Below are 15,036 nucleotides of genomic sequence, written 5' to 3'. Positions count from 1 at the left end.
AAAAAGGAGTGGTACATATGCCTTGGAGAGGTGTATTAGATGAACTTGAAAATAAAATTATCGATCAATTAACAGAAGCCGAAGAGCACGCCACTTACAACGGGAAATGGCATGGTTTTTTAACAATCGGTTACAAAAATAAACGAGCTACCGTCATAAATTTTAGCTATCTTTGCCTTGCTAATTTAATCAACGAAATGAAAAAAAGCGCAATAAAAAATCAAAGTGAAGAAGCAATATCTTTTAAAATCGATGTTGCAGTCAATTACCAACTGGAAAATCTAGGCGAATGGAATAGAAAAGCTTTAAAAACAAAGAAAAATTATTACAGACGAGGCATTGCCTTAAATGAAAATTTTAAAATGGCTTTAATGGAACAGGAAATTAATGCGAACGCTATCCTTTTACCAGGTGATGAAGGGTTAGCTATCAACGTTGAAAATATGAATAGATATTTAATTCAAACAAATAAAAATCAGGCACAATTAAACTTAACCGTGGATTCAACCATTGTCACTTTCAATACAGTAGGATGGTTTTTTGACGGGAAGAAAATTCATGAGTTAGAAACGAGCGAGCTCGAACACGGTCGCAGAAATATTGAACAATTAAACCCGGATGCTGTTTCTGAATTAGTAGGAAATGCTGGGAAATATTTAGCGAGCCAAGTAAATCAAACGGGCGAATTCAACTATGGCTGGTTTGCTTGTTTTGATAAAAAAATTAAACACTACAATAGTTTGCGCCATGCAAGTACGACTTATTCGATGTTAGAAGCCTACGAATTAACAGGGGACCAAGCTATTTTAGAAGCAGCAACAAACGCTTTAACCTATTTGGAGCAAAACTTCATTTATGAAAAAGACGATGTAGCTTTTCTGATTGAACCAGAATTACGTGAAGTGAAATTAGGCGGTTCCGCGGCAACATTGCTTGCTTTAACGAAATATATGAAGATTACTGGAACGAAAACTTATATACCATTATGTCGCAAAATAGCCAATGCGATTCTTTCCTTGCAAGCAGATGACGGGAAGTTTACGCATGTTTTGGAATATCCTTCCTTAGAAGTAAAAGATGTTTTCCGGATTATTTATTACGACGGGGAGGCGGTATTTGGTTTACTTCGCTTATATGAAATTGACCGCGATTCCAAATGGTTAGACGCCGCAACAAAATCATTTGACCATTTTATTCGAGCTAACTACTGGCAAAATCATGATCATTGGTTGAGCTACTGCGCCAATGAAATCACGAAATACATTCCAGATGAGGCATACTACGAATTCGGGCTCAAAAATGCGTTTGACAACCTGCCGTTTATTTACGAACGCGAAACCACTTTTCCAACATTCTTAGAGCTTACAGTCGCTACAAAAGAAATGTCACTGCGGATGGAAACAGAAGGGCTAGAAACATTACTGCGCGATTATCCGCTAGACGAACTAGAAAAAACTATTACCAAACGCGCGCTTTACCAATTAAATGGCTACTTTTATCCAGAGCTTGCGATGTACTACAAAAATCCCGCCAGAATAGAGGGGAGTTTCTTCATCCGCCACCAGTCTTTCCGCGTCAGAATTGATGATGTAGAGCATAATATTTCCGGATATGTGCGCTATTACCACCTTCTAAAACAAGGAAAACTAAGCAATGAAGCCGAAACCGTAAAATAAAAAGAAAAAAATATCCTCTGTAAAGAAAAAACACTTTACAAACAAATCCTTTACTGGTAATATATATACTTGTGTAAGACTTTATGGAGGTGTAATTAAACTATGGCAGTTAAAATTCGTTTAAAACGTATTGGTTCTAAAAAGAAACCTTTCTACCGTATTGTAGTCGCTGATTCTCGTTTCCCACGTGATGGCCGTTCAATCGAAACTATTGGTACTTATAATCCATTACTTGATCCGGTTGAAGTGAAAATCGACGAAGAAGCAACTTTGAAATGGATGCATAATGGTGCAAAACCATCTGATACAGTTCGCAATCTTCTTAGCCGCGAAGGTATCATGGAAAAATTCCATAACCAAAAATTAGGTAAATAAGGAGGTCTCGGCGCGAATGGAAGAACTCATTCTCTCAATCGTGAAACCCCTTGTTGACCACCCGGAAGACGTTGTTATCACGCCGGAAGAAACGGATACATCGTTAACCTACAAATTGTCTGTCAGTAAAGAAGACATGGGACGCGTGATTGGTAAGCAAGGTCGTATTGCGAAAGCGATTCGTACTCTTGTCTACGCAGTTGGCTCCAAAAACGATAAGAAGATTCGTCTTGAAATTATCGAATAACAAAAACTCGTCAATTTGGCGAGTTTTTTTATAACTTTTTTTAACAATCATCAGAGAAGCAATTACCTCACTAAATGTTGTAAAATAGAATAGAAATGGAGGAATTGTGATGAAGCCAGTTATTGGAATTACCGGAAATAGATTAGTAAAAGGAGTGGACGTTTTTTACGGACACCGTGTAACCTATACGCAACAGCGATATGTAGATGCGATTCAAAAAGTTGGCGGATTTCCTATCGCTTTACCAATAGATGACCCGTCTGTTGCCGTTCAAGCAATTTCTCTCGTGGATGGTTTGCTGTTAACCGGTGGACAAGACATTACGCCACAATTTTATTTAGAAGAACCATCCCAAGAAATCGGCGCTTATTTTCCACCGCGGGACAGCTATGAAATCGCCTTAGTTCGAGCAGCCCTAGACGCTGGAAAACCTATTTTCGCAATCTGCCGTGGGATGCAGCTAGTCAACGTGGCGCTAGGTGGCTCGTTGTATCAAGATATTAGCCAAGTCGAAACGAAAGCTTTACAACACTTACAGCGCGTCGATGAACAACTCGGCTCCCATACAATTGATATCGAACCAACGAGCGAACTCGCAAAACACCATCCAAATAAAAAATTAGTCAACTCGCTGCATCACCAATTTATCAAAAAATTAGCACCTAGTTTCAAAGTAACAGCACGCACTGCCGATGGAATGATTGAAGCAGTCGAAGGGGACAATTTGCCAAGTTGGTACTTAGGGGTTCAGTGGCATCCCGAATTAATGTTCCAAACAGATCCAGAAAGTGAACAATTATTCCAGGCATTAGTAGATGAATCCAAAAAAACTATGGTAAAATAAGGAGATAATCGCTAGTGGAGGTGTCCAGTGGAAATCATCCAAAAAGTTGTCGTCAAACAAATTTTGACCGAAGCAAGTAAGCAAGAATTAATCGAGTACTATACCGATCAAAAACGACAAATTGAACAAGAATGCGATCAGTTACATTTCGAACAAAAGAAAATGGAACGAAAAAGCAAATTTCAACCAGAACGAGTGGCGGATTACTTTACCCATGAACTCGACATTCGCCGGGAAAAGAAAAAATTAATCCAGTTTCAAATGGAACAATTAGAAGTCCTCGAACTAGGCAGTGAAATTCGCGAACGAGAAATGGAAACAATTATCGATGTACAAGTAGGAGACAAGTGGGATAAATCCATTTTTGACAAAACAATTGTGGTCAAAGATGGAATCATAGTAGAAATACGCTAGAGGTGACTTATGGAGAAAATGTATAATGTAGGAAAAATTGTTAATACCCATGGATTAATCGGTGAAATTCGCGTTATCGCAACGACCGATTTCCCAGAAGAGCGGTTCCAAGTAGGAAATACCGTGTACTTATTCGAAAAAAATAGCAAGAAGCCGGAAAAACTAATCATTCGCTCGCACCGTAAACATAAAAACTTTGATTTACTTATGTTTGAAGGATTCACAGGAATTCATCAAGTGGAACGTATGAAAGAAGGCGTACTTAAAATCAAAGAAGCGCAACAAACTGATTTAGAAGAAAACGAATTTTACTTTCATGAAATCATTGGATGCACCGTTGTAACGACAGACGGCGAAGAACTTGGTGAAATCACCGAAATTCTAACACCAGGCGCAAATGACGTTTGGGTCGTAAAAGGCGCAGACAAAAAAGAAAAACTGATTCCTTATATTGCCGATGTAGTGAAAGAAATTAATACTAACGACAAAAAAATTACCATCGAAGTAATGGAAGGGCTGCTAGATTAATGAAAATTGATATTCTATCCATTTTCCCAGATATGTTTTCGGGAGTGACCGGGAATTCAATTATAAAAAAAGCCATCGAAAACGAGCGTGTCGCGGTTGAAGTGACAGATTTCAGGGAATATGCAGAAGGAAAGAATCATATTGTCGATGACTACCCTTATGGTGGTGGGGCAGGCATGTTGCTGAAAGCCCAGCCGATATTTGATGCTGTTCAAGCTGTCAAGGAAAAACAGCCAGAAACAAAGCCAAGAGTTATTTTAATGGACCCAGCCGGCAAACGCTTCAACCAAAAAATGGCAGAAGAATTTGCTGAAGAAGAGCACCTTATATTCATTTGCGGTCATTACGAAGGGTATGATGAACGAATTCGCGAACACCTAGTTACCGATGAAGTGTCGATTGGCGACTATATTCTAACCGGTGGCGAAATTGGTGCGATGATCGTGATGGACAGCGTTATCCGTCTTTTGCCAGGTGTGCTTGGTAATAAAGACTCCGCTGTAACCGATTCGTTCTCGACAGGTCTACTCGAACATCCGCACTACACGCGACCAGCTGATTTTCGCGGAATGAAAGTACCAGATATTTTACTCAGCGGGAATCACGCTTGGATAGAAGAATGGCGCGACAAAGAATCACTCAAAAGAACCTACGAGCGCCGCCCAGATTTACTTAAAAACTATCCCTTAACAGACAAGCAAAAGACTTGGCTCAAAGAATGGTCCGACAGTAAATAAAAAAGGACGTGATTTTAAATGGCAATTTTCGGAACTCCAGAAGAAAAAGAATCCAAAAAATCCGAACGTCAAAAAGAACGAGAAGCCTATGTACAAGAAGAAAACGACCAAAAACGAATTGGCCAAAAATGGCAAGATGTTCAGGTCTCTACTGGACCAATTAATGTCAATCATGACATCCTGACCGTTGTATTCGCCAAAAGCGTACGCCCAAGAATCAAAAGCGACCCAGAAGCATACTTAGAAACAGTAGGTTTTGAAAATTTACTGCAAGAACTACAAAAGAAAGCTTTAGACGCCGGCGGGAATGGCTTAATTCATTGTTCGTTCACCGAGCAATTCGTTGACGGGCTCGTTTATCAATTAGCATACGGAACAGCCGTCAACATTAAAATCACGAGATTCTAAAAAAACTAGAAAGCCAGCAGTTGGCTTTCTAGTTTTTTTGACTAGCAAGTTGTTTATTTGCCCGATCAAGCACGCCCGTTAAGTCAAAATCAGCCATGGATTTAATTGGCCCATGCCCACAAGCAATTTCCGTCACATCAAACAGCTGCACATTTTCCGCCGATGCAATACTTGTCGAAAGATCCCAAGACCCCATCGCCGGAAAAGGAAACAACAACCGTTTTTCCCCACAAATAGCCGCGCCACCTCGCGTTTGAAATAAATCTCCCACAAACAAGTGCCCATTACGCTCATCAAAAAAGGAAATCGAACCAGGCGTATGTCCAGGTGTATCAATAATTAGCAACGAGCCAACCATATCGCCATCTTTTAAAGCATGATCTATTTTCACCGGTAACGCATCTGGATAACTACCTTTTAACGGTTTCTGCGTTTCAAAAGCATAAATCTCTTTTGTTTCGACGAGCAACTTTTCTCTACTTCCAAGCATCACAAGCGCATCAGGAAAAGCCTCCTTCACCGCAACCAATCCACCAATATGGTCGCCATGCGCGTGTGTTAGTAGAATTCGTTTTAAAGGTAATTTTAATTTATGGATAAGTGAAATAATCCCTTTCGCATGTGCTAAAATCCCCGTATCAATCAAGGTTAAACCATCTTTTTCCAAAATCAAATAACAATTTACTGGAAATAGATGCGGTAAGGTTGTTATTTGCCAATATTGATGTTTGGCAGTAATTTTCATCAAAAAACCTTCTTTCTAAATCATTTTTTTAATAAGAAACGAATATCTTTTTTAGCCGCGCGAGTAATTTTATTATTATAGTAGTCATCCGATTTACGAATAGACAGGTCCAGCCGATCAATCGCCGTCGCTTTTACAGAAAGAACGCCACTCATCCATAGCGGATAACGCAAGGCAGTCAAGGCGGGGCGAGCAAACAGCCGATGTTGTAACTCCATGCCGCCAATCGTATAAATTAGCCGCGCCCGTTTTTTTCGCCAAGGTCCCGTAAAGAAATACTTTTTATCTTTAAAACTATAACTCTCACCGCGCCAAAACAAATGGTCAATCACACCTTTCAGCACAGCGGGAACATTAAACCACCAAACTGGATAAGAAAACAACAATAAATCAGCTGAACGAACGTCTTGTTTGAGCGCAATCATTTCAGCAGTTTGCTCCGTACGATAACCTTCAGGCAAATTAGGTTCAAACGCTAACTCGCGCACATCATATGTCTTCACTTCGATAGTTGGATGCTCTTCTAATAAAGCTAAATATTTCTGAAACATATCTCTAGACGTTCCTTTTTCACGCGGATCGCCAATGATTGCCACAATTTTAGCCATTAAAACCCATCCTTCCTGATGTCAGTGAAAATATGTTCAACAAAGATATTAACGTCTTTTTGGACAGTGCTGTAATCTTGAACCTCATCGATTTGTGGCAATTCTTCTAAAAGAGCCGCGATTTTCGTATAATGCGCAATCGTCTGTTTAATTTCCGCCGCTTTAAGCGCAAGTAACTCCTTCGACGCCGTATTACAAGCAACAGAAGGTTCACTCCTTAACCATTCCATCATCAATTTTATTTCAGAAAGGGAAAAACGAGCATATTTCATTACCAAAATAAACTTTAATTCCAACAAGTGTTCCGCGTTATAAACACGATACCCGTTTTCCAGCCGATTAGGTACAATTATCTTGTTTTTTTCATAATAACGTAACGTATCCGCTCGAATCCCCACACAGGCAGCCATTTCTTTCACAGTCCATTGTTCCATATCTGACACCTCCATTTGATATACTAAAGGTAACATTAAACCATACTCCAAGGTCAAGCTTTTTTATCAAAGAAAAAGTAAGAAAAAAACTTTACAGCGAAACTAGTTTATGGTAACCTAAATAAGGTGACTGGAGAGACCAGTCTGATAACGATATTCCGCTTCATTATTAATATGAATGAATGTTTGTTGGAAGGAGAGAAAAACATGAACAAACTGATTGATGAAATCACAAAAAGTCAACTAAACCCAGATGTTCCAAATTTCCGTCCGGGTGATACTGTACGTGTACATGCGAAAGTAGTCGAAGGTACTCGCGAACGTATCCAATTATTCGAAGGCGTTGTAATCAAACGTCGCGGAGCTGGAATCAGCGAAACTTTCACTGTTCGTAAAATTTCTAACAGTGTTGGCGTGGAACGTACTTTCCCAGTACATACTCCACGTATCGCAAAATTAGAAGTTATCCGTCGTGGTAAAGTACGTCGTGCGAAACTTTACTACCTACGTAACCTACGTGGTAAAGCGGCTCGTATTAAAGAAATTCGTTAATCATTTAACGGCTGAAACCCTTGAGAAATCAAGGGTTTTTGTTTTGGGCTAATTTAAAATATATTTAATCATATTTTATTGAATAAAAATACTATCTTATACACTAACTATTTCAAATAAATGTTAAAAAACCAAATAAACTACTAGGTTTAATTGTATAAATGCTATTTTACATAAAACAAATATATATTTTGTGTGACAAAAGAAAACAGGGCTGCATAATATAATAAATAATTACTGAAATTATGTTGTTTTTTCTGAAAAAATTAACAATTAACGAATATTTTGCGTAAGAAAAACTCGTAATCAGCTTATTTTTAGCCATTCATGATAAATTTCGGTTATGCATTACGTTATCATGTTATGATGAAGCTATATTATAGGGGAGGGAGAAAAGTTGAAAAAAGGACTCTTTTTTACTATTTTAACTATCTTAGTAATAACAGCAAGTACATTGTTTGCTTTTCATATCATTTCAAGTGTATGGTGGATGGCCAGTGTTCTGTGCTTGGTCCTATTGCTTATTGTATTTGAGCACCGTGCAAAAAAGCATTCATAATAGACCTAAGAACTATTAACAACTAAGAATTAGGAGAATAAACATGCTTAGATTTTCTGGATTAGTCATGACAATCGCTTTACTTGTATATATCGTCTTTTTCTTACTACGATGGTTGAAAAGACGAGAAAAATTAGAAATGATTATCTTCAAAACATGCTTTTATGTATACATTTGCGGAGTTATCAAATTTACGATTTTTCCACTTATGTTAGATGCTGTTTTAATAGAGGATACTAAATTATTTGTAACAGGCTCTTATATAAATCTAGTACCATTTAATTCCATAAAAGAAATTTTTATGACGGGGAGAGAACATGCAGCTTTCCAAATAGTAGCCAATTTTATCCTATTTGTTCCGCTGGGAATACTTTTACCATTATGTTACCCAAAAATGACGTGGAAAAGTGTTTTCGCTATAAGTTTGCTCGCAACTGTCGGTATTGAATCCGCACAATTAATACAAGATCTTATATACCAAGCACCATTTAAATTTGTAGATATTGACGATGTAATCTTGAACTTTTCTGGAGGCGTAGCTGGATTCCTCATATTTATATTATGCCGACCATTGTTAAAGAAATTGGGGTTATATGATTAATTTCAAATTATAAAAGATACCTAATTCCAAAATCAGGCTTTTTTTATTAATACATTCTAACTATTTTCTTTACAATTCACCTTGACACCAAAAACCCCATATGATATAGTAAGTAAGGTTATTAAACAAGAAAGAAGGAGCAACCCGCTTCTCGCCTCGTTAACACGAACGTTTTCAGGCAAAAAATTCAAACTTTCATCGCGTTATGTGCGCGATTTTGAATGTGCGGGATTGCTGAAAAGCAGCCCGTTTTTTTATGGCCTCTGAACGAACGAGTTAGCAGGCCGCAGATTTGAACAGCTATTTTCTATCTTGTTGTAACAAATTTAAGTGGAGGTGGCTCACCATTAGCAAAGACATGTTGGTAAACGATGGGATTCGTGCACGCGAAGTAAGATTGATCGACCAAGACGGTGAACAATTAGGCGTGAAGAGTAAAATCGATGCGCTTCAAATTGCTGAAAAGGCTAATCTTGATCTAGTGCTTGTTGCTCCAACAGCGAAACCGCCAGTAGCTCGTATTATGGACTACGGTAAATTCCGTTTTGAACAACAGAAGAAAGATAAAGAAGCCCGTAAGAACCAAAAAGTCATCGTAATGAAAGAAGTTCGTTTAAGTCCAACGATTGACGAACATGACTTCGATACGAAGCTACGTAATGCACGTAAATTCCTTGAAAAAGGCGATAAAGTAAAATGCTCTATCCGTTTTAAAGGCCGTGCGATTACACACAAAGAAATCGGTCAGAAGGTGCTTGACCGTTTTGCAAAAGCGTGCGAAGACCTTTGTACAATTGAGCAAAGACCAAAAATGGACGGACGTTCGATGTTCTTAGTCCTAGCACCACTTCATGAAAAGTAAAGTTTTGAGGAGGAAATATTCATGCCAAAAATGAAAACCCACCGCGGTTCCGCTAAACGTTTCAAGAGAACAGGATCTGGAAAATTAAAACGCAGACACGGCTTCACTAGCCATATGTTCGCTAACAAATCCCAAAAACAAAAACGTAAATTGCGTAAATCAGCAATGGTATCAGCTGGCGACTTCAAACGTATTCGTCAAATGGTCGCTAAAATGAAATAAGAGAAACAACATTTTTGTAAATTCTAGGAGGTAGACAATATGCCACGCGTAAAAGGCGGAACAGTAACACGCAAACGTCGTAAAAAGATAGTTAAATTAGCCAAAGGGTATTATGGCTCTAAACATTTATTATTCAAAGTAGCTAACCAAGCGGTAATGAAATCTTACCAATATGCTTATAGAGATCGTCGTCAAAAGAAACGTGATTTCCGTAGATTATGGATCGCACGTATCAATGCGGCAGCTCGTATGCAAGATCTTTCTTACAGCAAATTAATGCACGGCTTAAAATTAGCTGGTATTGATATTAACCGTAAAATGCTTGCAGACTTAGCAGTTAATGATATTGCATCATTCAACACACTTGCTGATTCAGCAAAAAAAGCATTAGCTAAATAATTAAAAAATCCTCACTCTTTGGAGTGGGGATTTTTTTATGTTATAAATTAAGTTCTAACTCAACTGGACAATGATCCGAACCAAGCACATCCGCATGAATCTTTGCATCCACTAATTTATCTTTCAAACGCTCCGAAACAACAAAATAGTCAATCCGCCAACCAGTATTCCTAGCTCTCGCATTCATTCGGTAAGACCACCACGAATAAGCATCGGTCAAATCTGGGTAAAAATAACGAAAACTATCAATAAATCCAGCATCTAAAAACGCAGAAAATTTCGCGCGTTCCTCATCTGAGAATCCCGCATTTTTCCGATTTGTTTTCGGATTTTTCAAGTCGATTTCCGTGTGCGCAACATTCAAGTCGCCGCAAAGTACAACCGGTTTCGTTTTATCCAAGTTTTTTAGATATTCCAAAATCGCATCCTCAAACGTCATCCGATAATCTAATCGTTTCAACTCCGCTTGCGAATTCGGCGTATACACCGTGACCATAAAGAATTCCTCAAATTCAAGTGTGATAACACGGCCTTCCGTATCATGTTCAGGAACCCCTAAACCATATTGAACTGATAACGGCTCCACTTTTGTAAAAATCGCAGTACCTGAATAACCTTTTTTCACTGCGTAATTCCAGTAATCTTTATATGCGGGCAAATCCAGTTCAATTTGGCCTTCTTGCAATTTCGTCTCTTGCAAGCAGAAAATATCTGCATCTACTTCTTCAAAATACTCCAAAAAGCCTTTTTTAACAGCAGCCCGAAGCCCGTTTACATTCCAAGAAATTAATTTCACCTAAAAAACCTCCCATCACTAATAGCCTTATTATAACGTAATTCGCATGCTATAATGTAGTTAAACGATTGGGAGGGACATAGATGGAAAAATACGTCGCTTTACTAAGAGCAGTAAACGTTGCTGGGAAAAATAAAGTGAACATGAAAAACTTAAAAACAGCTTTAGAACAAGAGGGCTTTCAAAACGTAATAACCTATATCCAAAGCGGAAACCTTGTGCTAAGTTCCACTATACGAACAGAGGCAGAAGTAGCAGCCAAAATAACCGAAGTAATTAAAAAGACATTCGAGTTAACCATCGATCTATTCGTATTTACAGAACAAAATTATAACCAAATCATCAAAAACAACCCATTTCCACCAGAAACAATTGGCGAGGAAGAACGATGGATGGCCGCTTTCTATAATGAAACTATCGATATCGCGAGGAAAAAAAATGACCAAGCGGAAGTAATCGCCATCGGACGCGTCCTTTATATCCACGTTTTCTCCAATCAAATCCACACTTTAAAATTACCAGTTTTCCTTGGCAAATTTAAAAAGACCCTGACAACAACACGAAACTGGCGAACAACGCTTCAATTACAAACACTACTCAACAGCCAGGAATAGAATTTTTCGAAAATCAAGTTTATAATGAGAAAGAATCAATCTAAGGGAGTGATCGGAATGAAAGAAGAACTATTAAAACGATTTACAAAATATGTAAAAGTAGATACACAGTCAAATGAAGAAAGCACCGTTTGCCCAACAACTCCAGGTCAAATGGAATTGGCGAACATTCTCGTTACAGAACTAAAAGAAATCGGCATGCAAGAAGTAACAGTCGACGAATTCGGTTATGTCATGGCAACACTTCCATCTAATACAACGAAAGAAGTCCCAGTAATCGGATTTTTAGCCCATTTAGATACAGCTACCGACCTAACAGGCAAAAACGTCCAACCACAAGTGCACGAAAACTACGATGGCAAAGATATCATTCTAAACAAAGACTTAAATGTCGTACTTTCCCCAAAACAATTTCCAGAACTAGCTGATTACAAAGGAAAAACACTAATCACAACTGACGGAACAACGCTACTTGGCGCAGACGACAAAGCGGGCATTACCGAAATTATGGTGGCAATGAACCATTTAATTAACCATCCCGAAATCAAACACGGCAAAATTCGCGTTGCATTCACACCGGATGAAGAAATTGGACGAGGACCAGAACGTTTTGACGTAGAAGCATTTGGCGCGAAATATGCTTACACAATGGACGGCGGACCACTTGGCGAGTTAGAATACGAAAGTTTCAACGCCGCTGGAGCCAAAATTACCTTTAATGGGAACAGTGTACATCCTGGAACAGCCAAAAATAAAATGGTCAACGCAACTAAAATGGCGATGGAATTCGATGCACGCATTCCAAAAGAAGAAGCACCAGAATATACGGAAGGCTACGAAGGGTTCTATCATTTAATCTCTTTAAATGGCGACGTAGAACAAGCTAAATCCTACTATATCATTCGCGACTTCGACCACTTGAAATTCGTGGAAAGAAAAACACATATCGCAACAATCGCCAAAGAACTAGAAGAAAAATATGGCGAAGGATCCGTAGAACTAAAACTCAATGATCAATACTACAACATGCGCGAAAAAATTGAACCAGTAAAAGAAATTGTGGATATCGTGAGTGCCGCAATGCGAAACTTAGATATTGAGCCAAAAATCAGCCCAATTCGCGGCGGGACAGATGGCGCTCAACTTTCGTACAAAGGACTACCAACACCAAATATTTTCGGCGGGGGAGAAAACTTCCACGGCAAATTCGAATATGTGGCATTAGAAAGTATGGTAAAAGCAACAGAAGTAATCATCGAAGTAGCACGCTTATTTGAAGAAAAAGAATAACTAAAAAAAGTGAGCCTAGATTATCCTAGACTCACTTTTTCTATGCGTTCCTTTACTTTGGCAGCAAACACTTTCGCTTCCCCGTTCGCTACGAGTAAAGTATAACTATCCTTATTTTTAAGCCGTAAAATCAACTTTTTCGTCATAGCAAGCAAACTCACTTTTTGTTCTAATACTACTATATCTTCATAAGCGAATTTTTTGAGCAAATAAACTTCTTCATTTTCTAAGTAAAAAATCAGCGCATCCTCATTCGAAATCCAAAGTCCGGTTAAATCCAGTAGCTCACCATCCATTTTATAAGCGAACGAACCGTAAATCAGACTAGTATCCATCCTAAGAAGCTCACGAACACTAGCTTTTGCAATCATCGTTTCATACAAAATATTCCGCTCCTCTACATACGCATTTTTCGTACTCTCACTATACCACTTACTTTGGATACACTGCAATAGAGCCATCTTTTATCCGAATCAACTCCACAGGCTGCTGATAAAAATCCCGAAGAACATTTTCATTCAAAAGTTTTTCCGTTTTCCCGTGATGAGTTATTTCCCCGTCACGCAGTAAAATGATATTATCGAAGCAAGGAAGAATTTCTTCGGTATGATGCGTAACAAAAAGCATCGTCGGTGAATCAGGCAGCTCAGCGATTTTTTTAATTCGCGCTAGCAAACGATCTTTCGCAAATAAATCAAGCCCATTACAAGGTTCATCCAAAATTAGCAACCTAGGATTAGCCATTAAAGCCCGAGCAATTAAAACAATTTGACGCTCACCTTGCGATAAAATTTTATACGGCTTTCCAATAAGCGCGGCACCACCACAATCAGTAAGCAGCTTTTTCGCTTGATCAATTTCTTCTATTGTGACTTTCGCGTAAATACCGATACTGGCAAATTTCCCACTAAGTACAATTTGCTCACTTAACTCATACTCTTTCAGTTGATGGTCAAGCGCATTACTAACCCAACCAATCGATTTACGCAACTCTGGCAAAGAAGTCTGCCCAAAAACATGCCCAAGCACTTGAAGTTTTCCACTGCTAGGCCAAAGATACCCATTTAAAAGTTGAAGTAAAGTAGTTTTACCAGAACCATTAAGCCCAAGTATCGCCCAATTTTCCTTCTCGTTCACCACCCAATTAATATCCGACAAAATGGTTTTATTATCCCGTTTTAAATAAACATGTTCAAATTCAAACATCGAATACCCCATTTCCATTTTCTACTATTGTACATGAAAATAACGAAAAAAAGGAGCCAAACACAATGAAGCAAGAAGAAATCATTAAAGCTGCCGAAAAATGGATGCAGTCCCATTTCGAAAAGGAAACAACTGGTCATGGCTGGGCACACATTAAACGCGTATGGCATTTAAGTAAACAAATCCAAGCGGAAGAAGGTGGCGACTTATTCGCTATCGAATTAGCCGCACTATTTCACGATTACAATGACCATAAATTAACAAAAAATCCATTAGAAGCAACAGAAACAATAATTAACTGGATGATAGCAGAAGCCATACCACCAAACATAATCAATAAAATCATCCGCATCATCCAATCCGTTTCATTTAAAAACGGAGCAAATCCAATCCAAGCATTAACAATAGAAGAAAAAATAGTTCAAGATGCTGACCGTTTAGATGCAATTGGCGCAATCGGCATAGCACGAACATTCACCTATGGAGGCGCACATAATAGAGAAATAGCGAATCACAACCACCCAGAAGAAACCACGCTACAACACTTTTACGATAAATTATTACTTATTCAAGATCAGCTAAAAACAAAGACAGCCCAAGAACTAGCCATAGAAAAACAACAAATTATGCAGGATTTTATACATGCTTTAGAAAAAGAATTAAAAATATAATCTAAAACGCTTGTATTTCCTAAAAACCTGTTATATAATGATAAAGCTGAATTGATACAAGTTAATTCATCAAAAAACATTTTAAAAATAGTTGTTGACGCGATTTCAACTTTATGGTAAGATTTAAAAGTTGCGTTAACAAAGCAACTGACCTTTGAAAACTGAACAAAGAAGAAGACGAAAAGCAATGAGACGTAAAGTCTCACTGGTAATCGCAGGGCAGAAAACAGAAAGCTGTTTTCAACAAA

At 38.3% G+C, this 15,036-nt stretch carries 22 protein-coding genes and 1 other annotated feature; of the genes, 16 read left to right on the top strand and 6 right to left on the bottom strand.

Annotation, left to right across the window (positions count from 1 at the left end):
• The first annotated feature begins 17 nt into the window (after positions 1–17).
• The 8 genes from HCJ30_RS09730 to HCJ30_RS09695 all read left to right on the top strand — a co-directional run bounded on the left by HCJ30_RS09730 (position 18) and on the right by HCJ30_RS09695 (position 5,229).
• Positions 18–1,676, top strand: a complete 1,659-nt coding sequence (locus tag HCJ30_RS09730) for a glycoside hydrolase family protein (RefSeq protein ID WP_185391989.1) — start codon at positions 18–20, stop codon at positions 1,674–1,676.
• A 102-nt stretch (positions 1,677–1,778) separates the two neighbouring features.
• Positions 1,779–2,051 (top strand): 30S ribosomal protein S16, encoded by a 273-nt coding sequence (rpsP, locus tag HCJ30_RS09725; protein ID WP_003720111.1) that lies wholly within the window; start codon positions 1,779–1,781, stop codon positions 2,049–2,051.
• A 16-nt stretch (positions 2,052–2,067) separates the two neighbouring features.
• A complete protein-coding gene (locus tag HCJ30_RS09720) occupies positions 2,068–2,298 on the top strand; it encodes a KH domain-containing protein (protein ID WP_003728421.1) in 231 nt (76 codons plus the stop codon).
• A gap of 109 nt (positions 2,299–2,407) precedes the next feature.
• Positions 2,408–3,142 carry a gamma-glutamyl-gamma-aminobutyrate hydrolase family protein gene (locus HCJ30_RS09715; RefSeq protein ID WP_008948140.1) on the top strand — a complete coding sequence of 245 codons (735 nt, stop codon included), beginning with the start codon at positions 2,408–2,410 and terminating at the stop codon, positions 3,140–3,142.
• A gap of 27 nt (positions 3,143–3,169) precedes the next feature.
• Positions 3,170–3,556 carry a YlqD family protein gene (locus HCJ30_RS09710; protein ID WP_185391988.1) on the top strand — a complete coding sequence of 129 codons (387 nt, stop codon included), beginning with the start codon at positions 3,170–3,172 and terminating at the stop codon, positions 3,554–3,556.
• Positions 3,557–3,565: 9 nt separating this feature from the next.
• On the top strand, positions 3,566–4,084 hold the full coding sequence (gene rimM / locus HCJ30_RS09705) for a ribosome maturation factor RimM (protein WP_185391987.1): 519 nt from the start codon (positions 3,566–3,568) through the stop codon (positions 4,082–4,084).
• Positions 4,084–4,821 carry a tRNA (guanosine(37)-N1)-methyltransferase TrmD gene (trmD, locus tag HCJ30_RS09700; protein WP_185391986.1) on the top strand — a complete coding sequence of 246 codons (738 nt, stop codon included), beginning with the start codon at positions 4,084–4,086 and terminating at the stop codon, positions 4,819–4,821. Before rimM ends, trmD begins: the two co-directional genes overlap by 1 nt.
• Before the next feature lie 18 nt (positions 4,822–4,839).
• Positions 4,840–5,229, top strand: a complete 390-nt coding sequence (locus tag HCJ30_RS09695; protein ID WP_185391985.1) for a hypothetical protein — start codon at positions 4,840–4,842, stop codon at positions 5,227–5,229.
• 28 nt (positions 5,230–5,257) lie between these two features.
• On the opposite strand, the gene HCJ30_RS09690 is transcribed toward HCJ30_RS09695, so the two are convergent.
• From HCJ30_RS09690 to HCJ30_RS09680, 3 genes are read right to left on the bottom strand one after another with little or no spacing between them, the layout of a single operon-like run.
• A complete protein-coding gene (locus tag HCJ30_RS09690) occupies positions 5,258–5,974 on the bottom strand; it encodes an MBL fold metallo-hydrolase (RefSeq protein ID WP_185391984.1) in 717 nt (238 codons plus the stop codon).
• Between the two features lie 20 nt (positions 5,975–5,994).
• Positions 5,995–6,582, bottom strand: a complete 588-nt coding sequence (locus HCJ30_RS09685) for an NAD(P)H-dependent oxidoreductase (RefSeq protein ID WP_185391983.1) — start codon at positions 6,580–6,582, stop codon at positions 5,995–5,997.
• Positions 6,582–7,016, bottom strand: a complete 435-nt coding sequence (locus HCJ30_RS09680) for a MerR family transcriptional regulator (RefSeq protein ID WP_185391982.1) — start codon at positions 7,014–7,016, stop codon at positions 6,582–6,584. The genes HCJ30_RS09685 and HCJ30_RS09680 overlap by 1 nt, the downstream gene beginning before the upstream one ends.
• Positions 7,017–7,223: 207 nt before the next feature.
• On the opposite strand from HCJ30_RS09680, the gene rplS reads away from it, so the two are divergent.
• The 5 genes from rplS (at position 7,224) to rplT (ending at position 10,211) form a co-directional block, all read left to right on the top strand.
• Entirely contained in the window at positions 7,224–7,568 is a 345-nt protein-coding gene (gene rplS / locus HCJ30_RS09675; protein WP_003728425.1) for a 50S ribosomal protein L19, read from the top strand.
• A 602-nt stretch (positions 7,569–8,170) separates the two neighbouring features.
• On the top strand, positions 8,171–8,728 hold the full coding sequence (locus tag HCJ30_RS09670) for a VanZ family protein (RefSeq protein WP_185391981.1): 558 nt from the start codon (positions 8,171–8,173) through the stop codon (positions 8,726–8,728).
• 125 nt (positions 8,729–8,853) lie between these two features.
• Positions 8,854–8,992, top strand: a sequence feature (ribosomal protein L20 leader region).
• 82 nt (positions 8,993–9,074) lie between these two features.
• On the top strand, positions 9,075–9,590 hold the full coding sequence (infC, locus tag HCJ30_RS09665; RefSeq protein WP_010958948.1) for a translation initiation factor IF-3: 516 nt from the start codon (positions 9,075–9,077) through the stop codon (positions 9,588–9,590).
• 21 nt (positions 9,591–9,611) lie between these two features.
• Positions 9,612–9,812 (top strand): 50S ribosomal protein L35, encoded by a 201-nt coding sequence (gene rpmI, locus HCJ30_RS09660; RefSeq protein WP_003720098.1) that lies wholly within the window; start codon positions 9,612–9,614, stop codon positions 9,810–9,812.
• Positions 9,813–9,851: 39 nt separating this feature from the next.
• A complete protein-coding gene (rplT, locus tag HCJ30_RS09655; RefSeq protein ID WP_003720097.1) occupies positions 9,852–10,211 on the top strand; it encodes a 50S ribosomal protein L20 in 360 nt (119 codons plus the stop codon).
• Between the two features lie 40 nt (positions 10,212–10,251).
• On the opposite strand, the gene HCJ30_RS09650 is transcribed toward rplT, so the two are convergent.
• The gene (locus HCJ30_RS09650) at positions 10,252–11,007 is read right to left on the bottom strand and encodes an exodeoxyribonuclease III (RefSeq protein WP_185391980.1); all 756 of its coding nucleotides are present in this window, start codon (positions 11,005–11,007) and stop codon (positions 10,252–10,254) included.
• An 83-nt stretch (positions 11,008–11,090) separates the two neighbouring features.
• Between HCJ30_RS09650 and HCJ30_RS09645 the strand changes: the two genes are divergently transcribed.
• Both HCJ30_RS09645 and pepT read left to right on the top strand, forming a co-directional pair.
• Positions 11,091–11,621, top strand: a complete 531-nt coding sequence (locus tag HCJ30_RS09645) for a DUF1697 domain-containing protein (protein WP_185391979.1) — start codon at positions 11,091–11,093, stop codon at positions 11,619–11,621.
• A 57-nt stretch (positions 11,622–11,678) separates the two neighbouring features.
• A complete protein-coding gene (pepT, locus tag HCJ30_RS09640) occupies positions 11,679–12,911 on the top strand; it encodes a peptidase T (RefSeq protein ID WP_185391978.1) in 1,233 nt (410 codons plus the stop codon).
• 20 nt (positions 12,912–12,931) lie between these two features.
• On the opposite strand, the gene HCJ30_RS09635 is transcribed toward pepT, so the two are convergent.
• Both HCJ30_RS09635 and HCJ30_RS09630 read right to left on the bottom strand, forming a co-directional pair.
• Positions 12,932–13,294 (bottom strand): hypothetical protein, encoded by a 363-nt coding sequence (locus tag HCJ30_RS09635; protein ID WP_185391977.1) that lies wholly within the window; start codon positions 13,292–13,294, stop codon positions 12,932–12,934.
• 49 nt (positions 13,295–13,343) lie between these two features.
• Positions 13,344–14,117, bottom strand: coding sequence for an ABC transporter ATP-binding protein (locus HCJ30_RS09630; RefSeq protein ID WP_185392243.1), 774 nt, complete (start codon positions 14,115–14,117; stop codon positions 13,344–13,346).
• A 65-nt stretch (positions 14,118–14,182) separates the two neighbouring features.
• Between HCJ30_RS09630 and HCJ30_RS09625 the strand changes: the two genes are divergently transcribed.
• Complete coding sequence (locus tag HCJ30_RS09625; RefSeq protein ID WP_185391976.1) at positions 14,183–14,788, top strand: HD domain-containing protein; 606 nt, start codon at positions 14,183–14,185, stop codon at positions 14,786–14,788.
• The last annotated feature ends 248 nt before the right edge of the window (positions 14,789–15,036 follow it).

Source organism: Listeria cossartiae subsp. cossartiae (genome assembly GCF_014224155.1).
Lineage (GTDB): Bacteria > Bacillota > Bacilli > Lactobacillales > Listeriaceae > Listeria > Listeria cossartiae.
Note: the sequence above shows the minus strand (reverse complement) of the source record. Positions and strands in the feature narration are given on the sequence as shown.